The organism is Alcanivorax hongdengensis A-11-3 (genome assembly GCF_000300995.1).
In the GTDB taxonomy this organism is placed as follows: Bacteria; Pseudomonadota; Gammaproteobacteria; order Pseudomonadales; family Alcanivoracaceae; genus Alcanivorax; species Alcanivorax hongdengensis.
In genome coordinates, this window is record NZ_AMRJ01000005.1 from 34,407 (window position 1) to 52,117 (window position 17,711).

A 17,711-nucleotide genomic window follows, 5' to 3' on the forward strand; every position below is an offset into this window, starting at 1 on the left:
CGGCGAAATTACATGTTCGGGTAATTCGGGCCGCCGGTACCTTCCGGGGTCACCCAGTTGATGTTCTGGGTGGGGTCCTTGATGTCACAGGTCTTGCAGTGGACGCAGTTCTGGGCGTTGATCTGGAAACGCTTGTCGCCCGTGTTCTCGTCTTCCACCACTTCGTACACGCCCGCCGGACAGTAACGCTGGGCCGGCTCGTTCCACTTGGGCAGATTCACTTCCAGCGGTACGCTCGGATCCTTCAGCGTCAGGTGACAGGGCTGATCTTCTTCGTGGTTAGTGTTGGACAGGAACACGCTGTCCAGCTTGGCGAAGGTGATCTTGCCGTCCGGTTTCGGGTAGTCGATCCTCTTGGACTGGTCCGCCGGCTTCAGGGTGGCGTGATCCGGGGTGGTGTCACGCATGGTGAAGGGCAGTTTGCCGTTGAACAGGTTGATGTCCACGAAGGCAAAGGCGGAACCGATGAAGTTGCCGAACTTGTGCTGGGCCGGACCGAAGTTGCGCTGGGCATGCAGTTCTTGGTAAACCCAGCTCTTCTCGAAGGCCGCCTTGTATTCGGTCAGTTCATCGCTACCGCGACCGCCTTTCAGCGCTTCGGCCAGAATCTCGGCAGCGATCATGCCGGACTTCATGGCGGTGTGGGTGCCCTTGATCTTGGCAAAGTTCAGCGTACCGGCGTTACAGCCCACCAGCAGACCGCCGGGGAAGGTCATCTTCGGCAGGGACTGGATGCCGCCCTTGGAGATGGCACGGGCGCCGTAGGAAACGCGCTTGCCGCCTTCCAGGTGCTTCTTGATCTCCGGGTTGGTTTTCCAGCGCTGCATTTCGTCAAACGGCGATACATGCGGGTTGGAGTAGGCCAGGTCGGTGATCAGGCCCAGGGCCACCTGGTTGTTCTCGATGTGGTACAGGAAAGCACCACCCGGAGAGCCGGATTCGGTCAGCGGCCAGCCGGCGGTGTGCACCACCAGGCCTTCCTGGTGTTTGGCCGGGTCGATGTCCCACAGCTCCTTGATGCCGATACCGTAGTGCTGGGGATCGGTGCCTTCGCGCAGGTTGAATTTTTCCTGCAGCTGCTTGCCCAGGTGACCGCGGCAGCCCTCGGAGAAGATGGTGTACTTGGCATGCAGTTCCATGCCCGGATCGTAGCTGGGCTTGTGCTCGCCGTCGGCGGCCACGCCCATCTCGCCGGTGGCGATACCCTTAACGGAACCATCTTCGTTGTAGAGGATTTCACTGGCTGCGAAACCGGGGAAGATCTCGATGCCCAGGCCTTCGGCCTGTTCGGCCAGCCAGCGGCACAGGTTACCCAGGGAGATAATGTAGTTGCCTTCGTTGTGCATGGTCTTGGGCACAAACAGGTTCGGCACTTTCTGGGCCTTGTCCGGGCCGGTGAGGTAGTAGATTTCGTCACCGGTGACCTTGGTGTTGACCGGTGCACCCAGCTCTTCCCAGTTGGGGAACAGCTCGTTCAGCGCGCGCGGCTCCAGGACCGCACCGGAGAGGATATGGGCGCCGACTTCGGAGCCTTTCTCTACCACGACCACACTGATTTCCTGACCGGTTTCCTGGGCGATCTGGCCCAGACGGCAGGCAGTTGCCAGACCGGAAGGACCGGCGCCGACGATGACTACGTCGACTTCCATAGATTCGCGTTCCACAGCCTGTCTCCTCGCTATCGGTTGCGTTTCGGCCCGGGATTTACCTGAAAGGGCCAGCCTTGGGGTGGCGCGGAGTATATATAGATAGACGGTTACGCACCACTGCCCGGGTTGACCGGCACGCCGGGAGCATTGTCACCGGTGCCGTGACGGCCATTCAAACAAGTGTTTGGATTATCTCTTGCTAGCTGCTTGATTTACAAGGAAATGACCGACCACAGAGTCACGAAAAGTGGACAGCGGAAAAATCTATTTGCAGAAAAATCATCCGCTTACGTTTACAGAGCCACTGCCGGGCTATTGACCTGTTATGGTCGAGCGTTCAAGATAGCGGCTCTTTCGCGGGGGTGGACCCGGCAACGGCGCCATGCCGCCTCCTTCTACAAGTCACCCAATGGAACATTCCGAGGATCCTATGAAGGTTCTTGTACCCATCAAGCGGGTCATTGACTACAACGTCAAGGTTCGCGTGAAGGCGGACAACTCTGGTGTTGATCTCGCCAATGTGAAAATGGCCATGAACCCCTTCTGTGAAATCGCTGTAGAAGAAGCGGTACGCCTTAAAGAGAAGGGTGTGGTGTCCGAGATCGTTGCTGTCACCATCGGTCCGAAGGCTGCTCAGGAGCAGCTGCGTACTGCCATGGCACTGGGCGCTGATCGCTCCATCCTGGTGGAAACCGACGAAGAGGTTCAGCCTCTGGGTATTTCCAAGGCCCTGAAAGCCATTGTCGATGAAGAAAAGCCCGACCTGGTTATCCTGGGCAAACAGGCCATCGACGGCGACAACAACCAGACCGGCCAGATGCTGGCGGCGCTGACCGGCATGCCGCAGGGCACCTTCGCCTCTGAAGTCGACGTGGCTGACGGCAAGGTAAAAGTGACCCGTGAAATCGACGGCGGTCTGCAGACTGTTGAGCTGACCCTGCCGGCGGTAGTCACCACCGACCTGCGTCTGAACGAGCCGCGCTACGCGTCTCTGCCGAACATCATGAAAGCCAAGAAGAAGCCGCTGGACACCAAGACCCCGGCGGATCTGGGCGTTGACCTGACCCCGCGTGTGACCACCGAAAAAGTGGAAGCCCCGGCCGAGCGTCAGGCTGGCATCATCGTTGGCTCCGTTGACGAGCTGGTCGAGAAACTGAAGAACGAAGCGAAGGTGATCTGATGAGTGTATTAGTTTACGCCGAACACGATAACGCCGCGCTCAACAAGGTCACCCTGAGCGTAGTTGCTGCTGCCAAGGCTATCGGCGGCGACATCACCGTTCTGGTTGCCGGCAAGGGCTGCGGCGCCGTTGCCGAGGAAGCCGCCAAGGTTGATGGCGTTTCCAAGGTACTGTGCGCTGACAACGACGCCTACGAGCACCAGCTGGCCGAAAACATCGGTGACCTGGTTGCCGAAGTGGCTGGTGACTACAGCCACATCCTGGCCGCTGCCACCACCACCGGCAAGAACTTCGCCCCGCGCGTTGCGGCTCTGCTGGACGTGGCCCAGATCTCCGAGATCTCCGACGTGGTCGACGCGGACACCTTCAAGCGTCCGATCTACGCCGGCAACGCCATCGCCACCGTGAAAAGCAGCGATGCCAAGAAAGTGATCACCGTGCGTGGTACCTCCTTTGACGCCGTGGCGGCCGAAGGCGGCTCCGCCTCCGTCGAGAACATCGACGTGGCCAAGGACGCCGGCATCTCTTCCTTCGTGGGTGAAGAGCTGGCCAAGTCCGACCGTCCCGAACTGACCTCTGCCGAGATCGTGATCTCCGGTGGTCGTGGCATGGGTAACGGCGAAAACTTCGAAATCCTCTACAAGCTGGCTGACAAGCTGGGCGCTGGCGTGGGTGCATCCCGTGCCGCCGTTGATGCAGGCTTCGTACCCAACGACATGCAGGTCGGTCAGACCGGTAAAATCGTTGCCCCGAACCTGTACGTTGCTGTGGGCATCTCCGGTGCCATTCAGCATCTGGCCGGTATGAAGGATTCCAAGGTCATCGTTGCCATCAACAAGGACGAAGAAGCCCCGATCTTCCAGGTGGCTGACTACGGCCTGGTGGCTGACCTGTTCGAAGCCGTACCGGAGCTGGACAGCAAGCTGTAAGGCTCGCTTCCCGCACCAACAAAAAACCCGGCCTGGCGCCGGGTTTTTTGTTTTTGGCAGACCGTCAACGGTTGAGACAGACAAGAGCATGGCCATGGATATCTTCAACGGTAAAACCGCACTGATCACCGGTGCCTCCAGTGGCATTGGCGAGGAAATGGCACGGCAGCTGGCCGGGGCGGGCAGCAATCTTGTGCTGGTGGCGCGGCGCACCGGGCGGTTGGAAACGCTGGCCGGGCAATTGCAGGGTGTGCAGGTGGCGGTGATTACCATGGACCTGTCGGAACCGGCCGCACCACAGGCACTGATGGAGGCCGTGGTTCAGCGGGGGCTGCAGGTGGATATCCTGGTCAATAATGCCGGCTTTGGTTATCAAAAACCGCTGCTGGGCATGACGCTCGAGGATCAGCTCGGCATGGTGGATGTGAATGACCGTGCCCTGCTGGCACTGACGCGGCTGTTCGCTGAACCCATGGCACAGAGAGGTCAGGGCTGGGTGCTTAATGTCGGCTCTGTGTCAGCCTGGTTTCCGATCCCGGGCATGGCCGTGTATGCGGCCAGCAAGGCTTTTGTGCAGACGCTGGGCCGGGCGTTGCATGAAGAGCTCAAACCCGCCGGCATCATTGTGACCACGCTCAGCCCCGGCGGCACACGTACCGAGTTTTCCCGCAAGGCCCGTGGCCAGATGGACCCGACCCTGGAAAAAGCCATGATGCCGGTTGCCCCGGTAGCCCGTGCCGGGCTTGTGGGCCTGGCCAGGGGCCGCGCCGTGGTGGTGCCGGGTGTGCTGTACCAGGTAATGACGGCCGTGACGCGCCTGTTGCCGGGCAGCTGGGTGGTGCGCCTGGCCGGTCGGGTGATGGGGCGCCATCACTGAAGCTGCCCGGCCACCCGTTCGGCCAGGGCCAGGGCGGCGGTGAGCCCCGGTGATTCGATGCCCAGCAGATTGACCATGCCCGTTAGCCCATGGCTTGAGGCATCCTGAATCAGGAAGTCCCGAAAGGGCTGCTCATCCACAACGAGCTTGGGGCGGATGCCGGCGTAGGCCGGTGTCAGCCGTTGGCCTTCCAGTGCCGGCCAGTAGCGCTGTATGGCTTCGACAAAAAGTGCCTGGCGCTGTGGATTGACCCGATAGTCCCAGTGCTCGCCGTCCAGCCATTCCACATCCGGGCCGAAGCGGGCCTGGCCGGCCAGATCCACGGTCAGGTGAATGCCCAACCCGTCGGCCTCCGGTAGCGGGTAGACCAGCCTTTGGGTGGGGCTGCGCCCCTGCAGGGCAAAGTAGCTGCCCCGGGCCAGCTGTTGCCGGGGTAGGCGCTCCGGGGGAAAGCCGATACAGCGTTGCAATAGCGGTACAGCACCCAGGCCGGCGGCGTTGATCAGTTGCCGGCTTTCCATTTCGAAGGTCCCTTCGTCGCTTTCCACGTGCAGTAAAAACCGCCCGCGGTGGGCTTCCAGCTGTATCACGCGGTGATGGCAGGCCAGTATGGCGCCGTGTGACTGGGCATCGCTGGCCAGTTGCTGGAGAAGGGCATGGCTGTCGACGATACCGGTCTCTTCACTGAGCAGGGCAGACCGGGCCTGCAACCAGGGCTCATGCCGTGTCAGCCAGGCCGCCCCCTTGAGGTGCAGGCCCTGAGCGCCACTACGGCGGGCATTGTCATGCAGGGCCTGCAACTGGTGCTGCTGTCCGGCGCCGGCCACCACCAGTTTGCCGCAGCGGCGGTGGGGCAGGTGGTGCCGGTGGCAATATTCATAGAGCAGCGCCTTGCCGCGCAGACACAGGGCGGCCTTGAGCGAATCCGGCGGGTAATAGAGGCCGGCATGGATCACTTCGCTGTTGCGCGACGACAGGTGCTCGCCGGGACGGGCTTCCTGTTCGAGCACCGCCACGGAGCGGGACGGGGCCAGTTGCCGCGCCAGCGCCAGGCCGGTCACGCCGGCGCCAATGATCAGCGTATCAATGTCATGCATGGGAGTTCCGGCAGGGCAGGCAGAACGGTCTGTCATGCAGTGTGCGCAGACTGACGGTGCAGAGCAACAGGCCGGGCCGCTGCCCCGTTTTGGGGGCTTGGTTTGGTGCAGGTTGTGGCGCGTGCCCTGTTTTGGCGCCGGCGCCGTGAAAACCAGGCTTCGGGCGTGTTCTGGATGCGCATTTTCTGGCATGGGACTTGCTGATTTGTGGGTGAAAGGGGCGCGAAGCCGCTTCACAACAAGGAAAGCGCCATGCGGTCATTACGTATGCCGGCGGTGTCCGGTTTCGATGAGATGATTGGCCCGGCCAGCGAGGTGCGGTCCCACTATGCGGGCTATCACGACTGGCTGTTGCGACAGGACAGCCGTGACCTGCAACGCAAACGCAAGGAAGCGGAGCTGCAGTTTCACCGGGTCGGGATTACCTTCAATGTCTACGGCGAGGACAGCGGTACCGAACGGCTGATTCCCTTCGATACCTTGCCGCGCATGATTCCCGCCCGGGAATGGGCATTGCTGGAGCGCGGTGCCATCCAGCGGGTACAGGCGCTGAACCTGTTTCTGCACGATATCTACCACGACCAGAAAATCATCCGTGACGGGCGTATTCCCGCCGAACAGGTCTTCGGCAATGCCCAGTATCAGCCCTGCATGCAGGATGTGGACCTGCCCAACCAGGTCTATTCGCAAATCAGCGGAGTGGACCTGATTCGCGACGGGGAGGGCACCTGGTATGTGCTGGAGGACAATCTGCGTACCCCGTCCGGGGTGAGCTACATGATCGAAAACCGGCGCATGATGATGCGTCTGTTCCCCGAGCTGTTCGCCCAGCAGACCGTGGCGCCGGTGGAGCATTACCCGAGTCTGTTGCTGGAGACGCTGCAGCACAGTGCCGTGCATAGCCACCCCACCGTGGTGCTGCTGACCCCGGGGCGTTTCAACAGTGCCTATTTCGAACATGCCTTCCTGGCCCAGCAAATGGGCATTGAACTGGTGGAGGGAGCGGACCTGTTCGTCAAGGAGGGCTTCGTTTACATGCGCACCACCGCCGGCCCCCAGCGCGTGGATGTGATTTACCGGCGCATTGATGATGCCTTCCTCGATCCGCTGGCGTTCCGTTCCGATTCCATGCTCGGTGTGCCCGGGTTGTTGTCGGTCTATCGCGAAGGGAAGGTGGTACTGGCCAATGCGGTGGGCACCGGGGTCGCAGATGACAAGTCCATCTACCCCTATGTGCCGGAGATGATCCGCTTTTATCTGGATGAAGAGCCGATCCTGGCCAATGTGCCCACCTGGCAATGCCGCCGTGACAACGAACTCAAGCATGTGCTGGCCAGGCTGCCTGAACTGGTGGTCAAGGAAGTCCACGGCGCGGGTGGCTACGGCATGCTGGTGGGGCCGGCAGCCAGCGAACAGGAAATCGAACAGTTTCGCCAGCGGCTACTGGCTGCCCCGGACAACTACATCGCCCAGCCGACCCTGTCGCTGTCCACCTGCCCGATTTTCGTGGACGAGGGGATTGCCCCCCGGCATATCGATCTGCGGCCCTTCGTCCTCAGCGGTTACGACACCCGGGTGGTGCCCGGCGGCCTGACGCGGGTGGCCATGAAGGCCGGTTCGCTGGTGGTCAATTCCTCCCAGGGCGGCGGAACCAAGGACACCTGGGTGCTGGAGGATGATCCATGCTGAGTCGCACCGCATCAGACCTTTACTGGCTGTCCCGCTATTTCGAGCGTGCCGAGAACGCCGCACGCATGCTGGATGTGGTCTGGAACCTGTCGCTGATTCGCTACGCGGTGGATACCCAGGCGGAAATTGCCGCGCCGCTGGCCATTACCGGTACCGCCGAGCAGTATGGTGCCCGTTACGGCAAGGTGACCATCCACAATGTGTTGCATTTCTTCACCCTGGATGCGGACAACCCGGCCAGTATTTATTCCTGCCTGCGACTGGCCCGTACCAGTGCCCATGCGGTACGCGGCAAGATCACTGCGGAAATGTGGGAAAGCGTCAACAGCACCTGGCTGGAACTGCGCGAGATTCGACAGACCGGTCTGCAGGTCTATGGCGAGACCCTGTTTTTCGAATGGGTAAAGAACCGCTCGCACCTTTTCCGGGGGGCCACCTACGGCACCCTGATGCGCAGTGATACTTTCCGTTTTCTGCGCCTGGGCACCTTCATTGAGCGGGCTGACAATACCGCCCGGATTCTGGATGTGAAGCATCGTGACGGGGAGGCGGATTCCAATACCACGGTGGATTACTACCGTTGGCATGCCTTGCTGCGATCCGTCGGTGCCTATGAGGCCTACCGGGAAATGTACAGTGAAACCATCAATGGTGAACGGGTGGCCGAGCTGCTGATCCTGCGCCCGGAGGTCCCTCGTTCCTTGCTGTCGTGTCTGCAGGAGCTGTGCGGCCTGTTGCCGGATATCGAAGGGCAGGCGGGGCTGGAGGCCAAGCGCCTGGCCGCCGTACAACTGGCGCGACTGCAATACGGCGACCTGGCGCATATTGTTGATATCGGGTTGCACGACTATCTCACCGACTTTCTGCGTCGCATCAACGAGCTGGCCAATACCATTCAAAGCGAATACCTGGAGCTGGTATGAAACTGTCAATCCGCCACAGCACCGAGTACCGATATTCCGAGCTGGTGCAGCACAGTACCCAGTACCTGCGCCTGACGCCGCGGCCGTCGCCGCGCCAGCAGATCCTGAGCTGGGAGATGGATCTGCCCGAGCAGGCGGAACGGGCTTCGGACGGCTACAACAATATTCTCCATGTACTGACCCTGGACCGGCCGCACCAGGAAATTCGTCTGGCGGTCAAAGGGCAGGTGGAGATCACCGACGAGGACAGCGAGGATGCGGACCAGCGCCTGTCGCCGCTGGTATTCAGCCGCTTTACCGCCCTGACCCAGCCGGATGAGGCGCTGCTGGAACTGGCCGGGCGCCAGCCGCAACTGGCCATGCCGGCGCGGCTGGAACGACTCAGCGAAACCATTCTCGAGGAGATGCCGTTCAGCCCCGGTGCCACCGATGTGGCCAGCAGCGCCGCCCAGGCCTACCGGGGCGGCAAGGGCGTCTGCCAGGACCATACCCATGTGTTTCTGGCCTGCTGCCGGGCACTGGGCATGCCGGCGCGCTATGTGAGTGGCTATCTCTACAGTCAGGATTCCGAGCATGTAGCCAGCCATGCCTGGGCGGAAGTGTGGCGCGATGACAGCTGGCATACCTATGATGTGACCAATCAGACCTGTCGGCCCCGCCATCACCTGAAGCTGGCGGTGGGGCTGGATTATATGGACGCCTGTCCGGTGCGTGGCGTACGCTTCGGCGGCGGGGTGGAGTCCCTGCAGGCGGTGGCCCGGGTGCGCCAGTCGGGTTCGCCGGATTCCCAGTGATGGCGTGGAGCATGCAAGCATGACCTATTGCGTGGCCATGGCCCTGAAAGACGGGCTGGTGTTTGCCGCCGATTCACGCACCAATGCCGGGGTGGATCAGATTGCCACCTACCGCAAGCTGCACAAGTTCACGGTGGATGGTGAGCGGGTGATCATCCTGCTGTCTGCGGGCAACCTGGCGACCACGCAGAGTGTCATCAGCCTGCTGAAAATGCGCCTGGGCAGTGATCAGCCCAACCTGTTCGGGGTGCAGTCCCTTTACGAGGCCGCCACGGTGGTGGGCAACACCAGCCGGGAGGTGGTACGCCGTGATTCCGGGCAGAGCCAGGGCAAGGTGGATTTCGGCTGCAGTTTCATTGTTGGCGGGCAGGTCCATGGCGAGCCGCCGCGACTGTTCCTGGTTTACCCGGAGGGCAACTTCATCGAATGCACCCCGGATACCCCTTACTTCCAGATCGGTGAAACCAAGTATGGCAAGCCGATACTGGATCGGGTGATTGATTATGATCTGCCCCTGGAACAGGCCGCCAAATGTGCCCTGATCAGCCTGGATTCCACCATTCGTTCCAACCTGTCCGTGGGCCTGCCCCTGGATGTGTTGCTCTATGACCGGAACAGTTTCTGTACCGCTCGCCAGTTCGATATTACCGAAGACAATGTCTATTTTCGGGCGCTGGGCGAGGCCTGGTCAGTGGGGCTGCGCCAGGCGTTTTCCGAGTTGCCGGAAATGGACTGGTAAAGGTGGGGGATGCCACAAAAAAGGGCGTGCAATGCACGCCCTTTTTACTGCGTCAACGATCCTCGTCCACATTGTCGTAGAGTAGGTAGCGGGCATCCTCGTAAATGCCCTGGGCCAGCGGCGCCAGGGTTTCAACCACATCCGGGTGCTCGGCACGATGATCGGTTTCCGGGGCCGGGTCACTGAGATCATGCAAGGTGGCGTGGCTGCCATCATCATGCATGCGCATCAGATAATCCTTGCTGACCATGCCGTAAATCGGCTTGGGGCCTTCCTGAATGATCACATAGACGGCGCGCTCGCCTTCCGGGGCGGGGGACTGAAAGTCGCGGCCCAGGGTGGTGTTGCGGTATTCCATACCCATCATGCCGGCCAGGGTGGGGAATACATCCAGCAGGCTTACCGCCTGTTCGACCCGGCGGGGCTTCAGGTAGCGCGGTGAATAGATGATGTGCGGCACATGGTTGCTTTCCAGGCCCAGCTTTTCCATGGACGGCGGCATGTGCGGGATGGTGGTGATGCGATTGTTGTGATCGCCGAAAAACACAAAGATGGTGTTATCGAAGTAATGACTCTGGCGTGCCATCTTCATGTATTCGCCCACGTTGTAGTCGAGCAGACGCACCGCGTTGTACTGGGCCGCATTACGAAAGCCATTGGCGGCCAGTTTGTCGGCGGGCAGATCACGCACCTGGAAGTCACCGTTTTGTTCGGGAATGGTGAAGGGGCGATGGTTGCCGGCGGTCTGGATATAGGCAAAGAACGGCTGGCCGGCGGGTACCTGGTCGAGAATGGCATTGGACTCGCGGAACAGGTTGAGATCAGAAATGCCCCAGACATCCACGTTCGGAGATTTCCAGTCGCCTTCCTGGTAGAGCTCCAGGCCATCGATGCTCTGCTTGATCAGCCCGTCCAGATTGGCCCAGCCGGCGTTGCCACCGACAAAGTAGAACTTGCGGTAGCCTTTGAATTCGTTGACCAGCATGCGCTGGTGGCTGGTCAGCGGGTTGCGGCTGGCGCTTTCGCGCGGGGTCACGTCGGGAATCCCGGTGAAGAATGCCCAGATGGTCTTGGCGGTGCCGGTCACCGGTACATAGAAGTGCTCGAAGAACCAGCCCTTGTCAGCCAGGGCATCCAGATTGGGAGTCGGGTTGTAGGGCGTGCCATAGGCGCCGACCCGGCTGGCGCCCAGGGATTCCAGCATCACCACTACGATATTGGGCGGGCGGTCATAGCTGAGACGGTGCGGTTGCACCGATACCAGACGATCGAAATTCAGGTCATGGCGATCCGCTTCGGCCATGTCCAGATAGGCGGCCACGCGTGGATAGAAACGTTTGACCTTGTCCATGTCATAGGGGTCGGTGGGAATCACGCTGGTATCGTAGAGGTAGAGCACCGGATTGAGCCCCAGAGCGCCCACCACCTTGTTGCCGGAGACAAAGGCTTCGCTCCAGCGCAGTGGTACCGGATTCTCGAAATTGATATCGCTGGCCCGGCCCAGCAGGCCGAAGAACAGACCGACGAATACCACCACGCCGCCAACAGTGGCCTGCCAGCCGTTGATATGGGTGCCCTGGCGGTCCAACAGGGTCTTCTCCAGGCGCAGCGCCAGATAGAAGATAACCGCACTGGTCAGCAGCCAGCCCAGGGTAATCCAGACCACCGGATAGCTTTCCCACACCATCTCGGTGGAGATGGCGGTGTCTTCCAGAAAGCGCAGGGCGGTGATATTGAGACGGTCGCCCAGATAGACGTAATGGCCGAAATCAAAGATATAGGTGAGCAGCAGCAGGGCGATCACCAGGGCCAGGTAAACCCGGCCGATACCACGAATCAGCGGGCTGCGGACCAGGTTGAAACGGGGGAACCAGGCCAGCGCGGCCAGCGGTAATACCAGCAGCAAGGCCAGGCGCAAATCAAACCGAATCCCCACCCCCAGGGCATGCCAGATGGCATCTGCCGGGGCATCAGCGGTGGAGGAAAGCGGCGAGAAGCCGAAATAAAATACCGCCCGCAGTGCCAGCATCACGGCAAACAGCAGGGCTGCAATGGCGAGCAGGTAATGAAGGCGGCGTGATTTGCACCACGTCATGGTGATTCTCCGTATTGCCAGGGTTGAGCGAATGGCCGCCTATCCTACCGAGTGAGGGCGCCGAGCGCATGAACAAATCGAGGTTTGCTATGCTTTGGCGATGGAATCGGTCTTTGCCAGTCCGGACGGTAAGGCACCGGGTCGCAAAAAGGCGTTTTCGGCCATTGCTATCGTCCGGTGAGGGTCCAGCAATGATCGGCTCCCTTTCCGCCAGCCCGTGCTTGCCCGTGTTTGTGTAGAGTGACTGTAGAGTGACGACACGGCACTCGCGCCAATACGCTCTGAGGAAAAATGAACACCGGCGCGGTTGTGTATATATCGTCAAACAGGCTCTATGATTTACGCCGTAAAAAACGACGGAGCTTTGCGCATGCAGTTTGATCAAATTCTGGCCACCGTGGATGGCAAGGGCCACGGGGAATTTCCCGAAGGCTGGGGGCAGGGCCGCGCCCTGTTTGGCGGCCTGGTCGGCGCCGTCATGTATGACCACCTGTGCAAGAGTGTGGCGCCGGCACACCCGCTGCGCAGTTTTTCCCTGTCTTTCGTGGCGCCGGCCACACCCGGACCGGTGTCGCTGGAGAGCCGGGTGCTGCGTGAGGGCAAGTCCGTCATGCAGGCACAGGTGACGGCCAGCCAGCAGGGCCAGGTGGTGGCGGTCATGCTGCTTAGCCTGGGAGCGGCACGGGATTCCGCCATCCGGGTGGCGCCGGAACCGGCGCCGTCCATCAAGCCGGCCGACCAGTGCACGCCCATGCCTTACATTGCCGGCGTGATTCCCGAGTTCATAGCCCATTTTGACATGCGCTGGGCCAGTGGAGGCCTGCCATTCAGTGGCATGGACAGGCCGGATTTCAGTGGCTATATGGGCTTCCGGGAGCCCCCGGCGGTGATGTCCACGGCGGCGCTGATTGCCCTGGTGGACACCTGGCCGCCGGCGGTACTGCCGCTGCTGAAAAAACCGGCGCCGGCCAGTTCCCTGACCTGGACCATGGAGCTGGTGGATGACCCGGCCAGCCGCCCGGCGGACCAGCTCTGGCAGTACCAGGTGGTGACCGAGCACTGCGCCGAGGGCTATGGACAGAGCCGGGCCACGGTCCATGATGCGGATGGCAGGCTGGTGGCCCTGAGCCGTCAGACTGTTACGGTGTTCGCATGATTCGCCCGTTGCCGGCGCTGACGCCGCAGTCCCTGGGCAGTCAGATTCCCCGGCGCGGGCACGGGGTGCTGGTGTGGCTGGCGCGACTGATTCTGCGGTTGATTGGCTGGCGTATTGTCGGCGAGCTGCCGGATGTGCCCCGCGCGGTGCTGGTGGTGGCACCGCATACGTCCAATTTTGATGGGCTGGTGGGTATCAGTGCCATTCAGGCCTTGTCCCTGGATGTCCGTTTCATGGCCAAGGATACCCTGTTCACGGGCCGGGCCGGGCAGCTGTTGCGCTGGCTGGGAGGGATTCCGGTGGATCGCAGTCGGGCCGACCGGATCGTCGAGCAGACCTCGGCGGCCATGGCCAGCAAGCCGTTCTGGCTGGGGCTGGCGCCGGAAGGCACCCGCGACCGGGCGCAGCGCTGGAAAACCGGTTTTTACCGGATCGCCGAAGGACTGCAACTGCCCATGGTGGTGATCGGTTTCTGTTACCGGCGCAAGCAGATTCGGGTGGTGGACAGCTTTGTTCCCAGTGGCGACATGGACGCGGACCTGGCGCGCATCATTGATAAGCTGGCGGATATCGAGCCCCGTCGGCCGGAGCGTCTTTCCGCGCCGTTACGCTACCGGCGTTTATCTGATCGGTAGGGCGCAAGGGGCGGCTAGGCCTGGGCCGGTGTTGCCGCCGCATCCAGAAATTGCTGGCGCCGTTGTGCGGCAACCAGGGCATAGGCCAGGGGGCGATGCAGCCGGCTGATAAAGCGTTGCTGTTCTTCACTAAAGGGGTGCTGGGCGGCCAGTTCGATGATGCCCAGGGGCTGACCGGCATGGTGGATCGGCCAGAATAGCAGGGCAGCACAGGGGTAGCGCCCCTGACCGGTTTCCATGTCCAGGTAGCCGGGCGGCAGGTTGTTCTGTGTACTGATGGCGTCCGATTGCAGGGCGCCGCCGAGCAGACCTTCATTTAGCGGGATGCGCTGGCGTTGTTCGGCGGCCTCGGCGTTCAGCCCCCAGCCCGCCAGCCTTGCCAGACAATCGCCTTGTACTTCGTAGGCGGCGGCCACGCGGGCCTCGGTGTGATGCACCAGGTAGCCCAGTACCCGTTCCAGCAAGGTGGCGCTGTTCAGGTTGCCGGCGATCTCTTCCATGAAGCGGTTGATGTGTTGCTGGTAGGCGTGCTCCTGCTCAACCTGTTCTTTCCAGGCGGCCATGTGTTTGGATTCCTGCTCCAGCAGCAGGGTATTGGCAAAGTTGCGTCGCGCACTGGCATCCAGCATGTAGCCGTTCACGCCACAGATGCACAGTGGCACCAGAAAGCACAGCAGCAGATCCAGAAAGGCGATGGGGATATCGCGTGCCAGCGCCATGACCAGTGCCAGTACCAGCGCCAGGCCACACCAGAGCAGGGTCCGGGACGGCGGCAGGCGCAGGATCGAGAAAGCGATGATGAGGATATAAATACTTTCGAAGGAGGCCACGGTGCCGGCGAAGGTGCCGTCCAGGTAAATGGCGCCGAGCAGGGTGCCGGCCAGGGCAATCATCACCGCCACGCCAATGGCCGTGGTGACATGACGACTGAGCAGCGGAATACGCCCTGAACACCACAGCAACGCCAGTGCCAGCGCCACCGGATACACCCCGTAGCTGCGCCAGCGCACCATGTCTTCGGTCTGTACGATCAGCATGACCGGCAGGATGACCAGCAGGTAGATACCCAGCAGCAGGTAGACGGAACGGTGGATCAGGCTGGCCGCGCGGTTTTCTGCGTGGACCTTGTAGGCCTCTTCCAGACGGCCTTTCAGACGGACCAGCAGGGTATCGCTGCGCTCGCGAAGCAGTGCCTCTTCCTGAGGTGTCAGGTCAACGGGCCGTTGTTCCTTCATGGCAAATATGGATCCCCCGGATCGTCGAAGGGTGTTGATTACGTTGGCGTGTCAGCGCAGTATTTTTATGTTCATTGCCAGTGACTTGGCACAACAATATGGATAACCAACAGGACGCATAATGACTGATAACGCCCAGTTCGAACAAGCCCAGAAAGATGTGAACACCCTGGACCGCAAGCCCGGTAACGATGACCTGCTGTTCCTCTACGCGCACTTCAAGCAGGGCAGCACCGGTGATGTAAGTGGCAAGCGCCCGGGCATGCTGGATATGGTCGGCCGTGCCAAATACGATGCCTGGGCCAAGCTCAAGGGCATGTCCCAGGACGATGCCAAACAGAAATATATCGACAAGGTTGCTGCGCTGCTGAAAAGCCACAAGGGCTGATGATGCCCGGGCCGCCATGGTGGCCTCTGACCTCTGCTCAGCTGCTTGACTGAAGCAGCTGAGCCTTGCCCAGCTGGGCCTCCCCGGCCAGATTCCGGTAGAACGTCTTGAGTGTGGGTAACTGCTTCTGCAGTGCGGTTCGCACCTGTTGTCGCGCCTGGCGAATTTGTTGATCGACACGCTTTTCCTGTGCGTCGAGCGCCGCTTCCCGTTTCTGCAATTCCGGTGGCACTTCCGTGCTGCCCAGGGTGTTAAGTCGATGGTTGAGACGCTCCAGTCGCCCCTCGGCGTCGGCCAGGCGGGCCTGCAGGTCCTGGGCATCCGGCGCATTCTGAAGAATGCGTTTCAGGTCGGCGACCTCCTGCTCGGTGGCGGCCTTTTCCCGATTGGCGGCGGTGCGGAACGCGGCATTGGACAGATCCCGGGCAGAGGCATGCTGCAGGGCATTGTGCAGGGCCTTGCCCTGTTCGCGCAGGCATTTCTTTTCCGAATGGGCCACCATTAACTGGCGGGTCGCATCCAGCACCTGGCTGTGTGGGTCACGTACCAGGGCCAGTACCAGCTGATCGGTGACGGTGGTGCTGTTGCCGGCCACCGTGTTGGTCAGGGTGCGAAACAGCTGGTCCGGGTCCTGTTGCAGTTGTTCCAGGGCCTGCATGTTTTCTTCGGCCTTGCTCAGGGCCAGGTTGTAGACCGGCAGGGCCAGTTCCGGCGCACCCTGTTTGCGCCAGTCGTCCCCGGCCAGCACCAGCCCGGAAACGGCCCGCGGATTGCCCGGAAAGCGGGCGGCAATGCGCAGGAACCACCCCCGAGCCCGTTCCATGTCGCCATCACGGCGGTAACTGTCGGCCAGTAGCAGTGCCGCATCCACCGCCGCCGGGCTGTTCTGTTCTATCTGACTGAGCTGCTGGCGGGCAAACTGGGTGTCACCGTCGCGCAGGGCCAGGGCGGCTAGGCGCAGGCGGGCATAGTTGGACAGAATCGGCGCGTTGGGGCTGCGGGTTTGCTGCACATAGTCCAGCAGTAGCGGGGCGTTGTCTCGCCGTGCCGGCTCGATGAAGGATTGCAGCACACGCTGATCATCGGCGGGCAGGGTGGGTTTCCAGTCTGCGGTGCGGGTCTGACAGCTGTCTCCGGCATGGGCGGTGAGTGACAGGCTGCAGACGGCCAGCAGGGTCAGTAATCGGTGTTGGTATCCCATAGCAGGCACAGGCGTGTTATTAGAATTGTTAGTGGCGAACAATGTTGCGCCAAGAATTGCCTAATGACAGGAACTGTATCACAGCTGAAACGGCTCGGCGGTTAGCTATCGGTATGAATAACGCCTTCACCGACCGGTGGTAGAGCGCCGGCCCTTCAGCAGGCGGCGCAGCGCCCGCCAGCGGTTGACCAGCAGCGAGCAGAAAATCAGGGCACAGCCGGCGGTTTGCCATCCACTCATGGTTTCGCCGAACCAGAGCGCGGCGAACAGGGCGGTCCACATGGGTTCAAGCACCATGATCACCACACCGTGGCTGTGCAGCGACAGGCTCTGGGCATGGGTCTGGATCAGAAAGCGCAGGGCCGTGCCGACAATGGCACTGAGGGCCACCCAGACGATCAGGGATGGCAGGGCGCTTTGCAGGGCCGCCATGGGCCAGGGCTCCAGCAACACCGACAGCAGCCCGGTAAAAAGCCCGACCACACCCAGCACGATCGTGGTCAGCACCAGCGCCGGCACGGCCTCTTGCTGAGTCCACTGGCCCTGGTATCTGACCGGGCCCCGGTTGGCCGCCCGGGTGTTGAGGTTGAAGTAGAGGGCAAAAATAACCGCGGCGGCCACGAAGAACAGCTGGCCGGGCTCGGTGCGAAAGCCGCCGTTCAGGGAGAGCAGGGCCAGGCCGCCGGCGGCAATCGGCAGGGCGACCCAGGTGCTGGCCGGAACGGCTTCGGCGAATACCAGACGGGCGATCACCGGTACCAGCACCACCCCCAGGCTGGTGATAAAGGCGCCTTCGCCCAGGTGGCTGCCCACCGCCAGACCCATGACCCAGCAGCTCATGGCAATGGCAAACACCAGCCCCACTCGCACACAGCGCCACAGTTGCTGCCGGTGTAGATGCCGCAGTTGCCGGTGGGCCACCAGTGCCAGCAACATCGAGGCCAGTGAAAAACGCAAGGCCATGAACAGCAGTGGCGGCATCAGTAGTACCGCTTCTTTGGAAAACATCCAGCTGATGCCGGCCAGCAGGGTGACCAGCACCAGCCACAGATCCGCTTTGTTGGCCTGGGTGAATGGCATAGGCAGTGACATTGTCAAAAGGTGTGCGATGGTAGCACGGTGGC

16 protein-coding genes are annotated in these 17,711 nt (G+C 61.5%); 10 read left to right on the top strand and 6 right to left on the bottom strand.

Annotated elements, in window-relative coordinates; genetic code table 11:
• Window positions 1-8: 8 nt before the first annotated feature.
• A complete protein-coding gene (locus tag A11A3_RS05185; RefSeq protein WP_008928217.1) occupies window positions 9-1,664 on the bottom strand; it encodes an electron transfer flavoprotein-ubiquinone oxidoreductase in 1,656 nt (551 codons plus the stop codon).
• 415 nt (window positions 1,665-2,079) lie between these two features.
• On the opposite strand from A11A3_RS05185, the gene A11A3_RS05190 reads away from it, so the two are divergent.
• From A11A3_RS05190 to A11A3_RS05200, 3 genes are all read left to right on the top strand, one after another.
• Window positions 2,080-2,829: an electron transfer flavoprotein subunit beta/FixA family protein gene (locus tag A11A3_RS05190; protein WP_008928218.1), complete on the top strand. Its 750-nt coding sequence runs from the start codon at window positions 2,080-2,082 to the stop codon at window positions 2,827-2,829.
• Entirely contained in the window at window positions 2,829-3,758 is a 930-nt protein-coding gene (locus tag A11A3_RS05195; RefSeq protein ID WP_008928219.1) for an electron transfer flavoprotein subunit alpha/FixB family protein, read from the top strand. The genes A11A3_RS05190 and A11A3_RS05195 overlap by 1 nt, the downstream gene beginning before the upstream one ends.
• 94 nt (window positions 3,759-3,852) lie before the next feature.
• Window positions 3,853-4,635: an SDR family NAD(P)-dependent oxidoreductase gene (locus A11A3_RS05200; RefSeq protein WP_008928220.1), complete on the top strand. Its 783-nt coding sequence runs from the start codon at window positions 3,853-3,855 to the stop codon at window positions 4,633-4,635.
• Here the strand turns inward: A11A3_RS05200 and A11A3_RS05205 are convergent.
• Window positions 4,629-5,732 carry an NAD(P)/FAD-dependent oxidoreductase gene (locus tag A11A3_RS05205; RefSeq protein ID WP_008928221.1) on the bottom strand — a complete coding sequence of 368 codons (1,104 nt, stop codon included), beginning with the start codon at window positions 5,730-5,732 and terminating at the stop codon, window positions 4,629-4,631. The genes A11A3_RS05200 and A11A3_RS05205 overlap by 7 nt on opposite strands.
• 252 nt (window positions 5,733-5,984) lie before the next feature.
• On the opposite strand from A11A3_RS05205, the gene A11A3_RS05210 reads away from it, so the two are divergent.
• From A11A3_RS05210 to A11A3_RS05225, 4 genes are read left to right on the top strand one after another with little or no spacing between them, the layout of a single operon-like run.
• Window positions 5,985-7,421 (top strand): circularly permuted type 2 ATP-grasp protein, encoded by a 1,437-nt coding sequence (locus A11A3_RS05210; RefSeq protein WP_008928222.1) that lies wholly within the window; start codon window positions 5,985-5,987, stop codon window positions 7,419-7,421.
• Window positions 7,415-8,344, top strand: a complete 930-nt coding sequence (locus A11A3_RS05215; protein WP_008928223.1) for an alpha-E domain-containing protein — start codon at window positions 7,415-7,417, stop codon at window positions 8,342-8,344. Before A11A3_RS05210 ends, A11A3_RS05215 begins: the two co-directional genes overlap by 7 nt.
• Window positions 8,341-9,138, top strand: coding sequence for a transglutaminase family protein (locus A11A3_RS05220; protein WP_008928224.1), 798 nt, complete (start codon window positions 8,341-8,343; stop codon window positions 9,136-9,138). The genes A11A3_RS05215 and A11A3_RS05220 overlap by 4 nt, the downstream gene beginning before the upstream one ends.
• A gap of 19 nt (window positions 9,139-9,157) precedes the next feature.
• On the top strand, window positions 9,158-9,877 hold the full coding sequence (locus tag A11A3_RS05225; protein ID WP_008928225.1) for a proteasome-type protease: 720 nt from the start codon (window positions 9,158-9,160) through the stop codon (window positions 9,875-9,877).
• Window positions 9,878-9,929: 52 nt separating this feature from the next.
• Here the strand turns inward: A11A3_RS05225 and A11A3_RS05230 are convergent, their stop codons facing one another.
• Window positions 9,930-11,972, bottom strand: a complete 2,043-nt coding sequence (locus A11A3_RS05230) for an LTA synthase family protein (RefSeq protein ID WP_008928226.1) — start codon at window positions 11,970-11,972, stop codon at window positions 9,930-9,932.
• A 370-nt stretch (window positions 11,973-12,342) separates the two neighbouring features.
• On the opposite strand from A11A3_RS05230, the gene A11A3_RS05235 reads away from it, so the two are divergent.
• Both A11A3_RS05235 and A11A3_RS05240 read left to right on the top strand, forming a co-directional pair.
• Window positions 12,343-13,128, top strand: a complete 786-nt coding sequence (locus tag A11A3_RS05235) for a thioesterase family protein (RefSeq protein ID WP_008928227.1) — start codon at window positions 12,343-12,345, stop codon at window positions 13,126-13,128.
• The gene (locus tag A11A3_RS05240; protein WP_008928228.1) at window positions 13,125-13,763 is read left to right on the top strand and encodes a 1-acyl-sn-glycerol-3-phosphate acyltransferase; all 639 of its coding nucleotides are present in this window, start codon (window positions 13,125-13,127) and stop codon (window positions 13,761-13,763) included. Before A11A3_RS05235 ends, A11A3_RS05240 begins: the two co-directional genes overlap by 4 nt.
• 14 nt (window positions 13,764-13,777) lie before the next feature.
• On the opposite strand, the gene A11A3_RS05245 is transcribed toward A11A3_RS05240, so the two are convergent.
• Window positions 13,778-14,998, bottom strand: a complete 1,221-nt coding sequence (locus A11A3_RS05245; RefSeq protein WP_008928229.1) for a GAF domain-containing protein — start codon at window positions 14,996-14,998, stop codon at window positions 13,778-13,780.
• Window positions 14,999-15,119: 121 nt separating this feature from the next.
• Between A11A3_RS05245 and A11A3_RS05250 the strand changes: the two genes are divergently transcribed.
• The gene (locus A11A3_RS05250) at window positions 15,120-15,386 is read left to right on the top strand and encodes an acyl-CoA-binding protein (RefSeq protein ID WP_008928230.1); all 267 of its coding nucleotides are present in this window, start codon (window positions 15,120-15,122) and stop codon (window positions 15,384-15,386) included.
• 37 nt (window positions 15,387-15,423) lie between these two features.
• Here the strand turns inward: A11A3_RS05250 and A11A3_RS05255 are convergent, their stop codons facing one another.
• Window positions 15,424-16,587 (bottom strand): tetratricopeptide repeat protein, encoded by a 1,164-nt coding sequence (locus A11A3_RS05255; RefSeq protein ID WP_008928231.1) that lies wholly within the window; start codon window positions 16,585-16,587, stop codon window positions 15,424-15,426.
• A gap of 126 nt (window positions 16,588-16,713) precedes the next feature.
• Entirely contained in the window at window positions 16,714-17,667 is a 954-nt protein-coding gene (locus A11A3_RS05260; protein WP_008928232.1) for a DMT family transporter, read from the bottom strand.
• Window positions 17,668-17,711 lie beyond the last annotated feature (44 nt).

Coding starts and splice junctions, on each gene's coding strand:
- A11A3_RS05190 (WP_008928218.1), top strand. CDS start 2,080: ATGAAGGTTCTTGTACCCATCAAGCGGGTCATTGACTACAACGTCAAG.
- A11A3_RS05195 (WP_008928219.1), top strand. CDS start 2,829: ATGAGTGTATTAGTTTACGCCGAACACGATAACGCCGCGCTCAACAAG.
- A11A3_RS05200 (WP_008928220.1), top strand. CDS start 3,853: ATGGATATCTTCAACGGTAAAACCGCACTGATCACCGGTGCCTCCAGT.
- A11A3_RS05205 (WP_008928221.1), bottom strand. CDS start 5,732: ATGCATGACATTGATACGCTGATCATTGGCGCCGGCGTGACCGGCCTG.
- A11A3_RS05210 (WP_008928222.1), top strand. CDS start 5,985: ATGCGGTCATTACGTATGCCGGCGGTGTCCGGTTTCGATGAGATGATT.
- A11A3_RS05215 (WP_008928223.1), top strand. CDS start 7,415: ATGCTGAGTCGCACCGCATCAGACCTTTACTGGCTGTCCCGCTATTTC.
- A11A3_RS05220 (WP_008928224.1), top strand. CDS start 8,341: ATGAAACTGTCAATCCGCCACAGCACCGAGTACCGATATTCCGAGCTG.
- A11A3_RS05225 (WP_008928225.1), top strand. CDS start 9,158: ATGACCTATTGCGTGGCCATGGCCCTGAAAGACGGGCTGGTGTTTGCC.
- A11A3_RS05230 (WP_008928226.1), bottom strand. CDS start 11,972: ATGACGTGGTGCAAATCACGCCGCCTTCATTACCTGCTCGCCATTGCA.
- A11A3_RS05235 (WP_008928227.1), top strand. CDS start 12,343: ATGCAGTTTGATCAAATTCTGGCCACCGTGGATGGCAAGGGCCACGGG.
- A11A3_RS05240 (WP_008928228.1), top strand. CDS start 13,125: ATGATTCGCCCGTTGCCGGCGCTGACGCCGCAGTCCCTGGGCAGTCAG.
- A11A3_RS05245 (WP_008928229.1), bottom strand. CDS start 14,998: ATGAAGGAACAACGGCCCGTTGACCTGACACCTCAGGAAGAGGCACTG.
- A11A3_RS05250 (WP_008928230.1), top strand. CDS start 15,120: ATGACTGATAACGCCCAGTTCGAACAAGCCCAGAAAGATGTGAACACC.
- A11A3_RS05255 (WP_008928231.1), bottom strand. CDS start 16,587: ATGGGATACCAACACCGATTACTGACCCTGCTGGCCGTCTGCAGCCTG.
- A11A3_RS05260 (WP_008928232.1), bottom strand. CDS start 17,667: ATGCCATTCACCCAGGCCAACAAAGCGGATCTGTGGCTGGTGCTGGTC.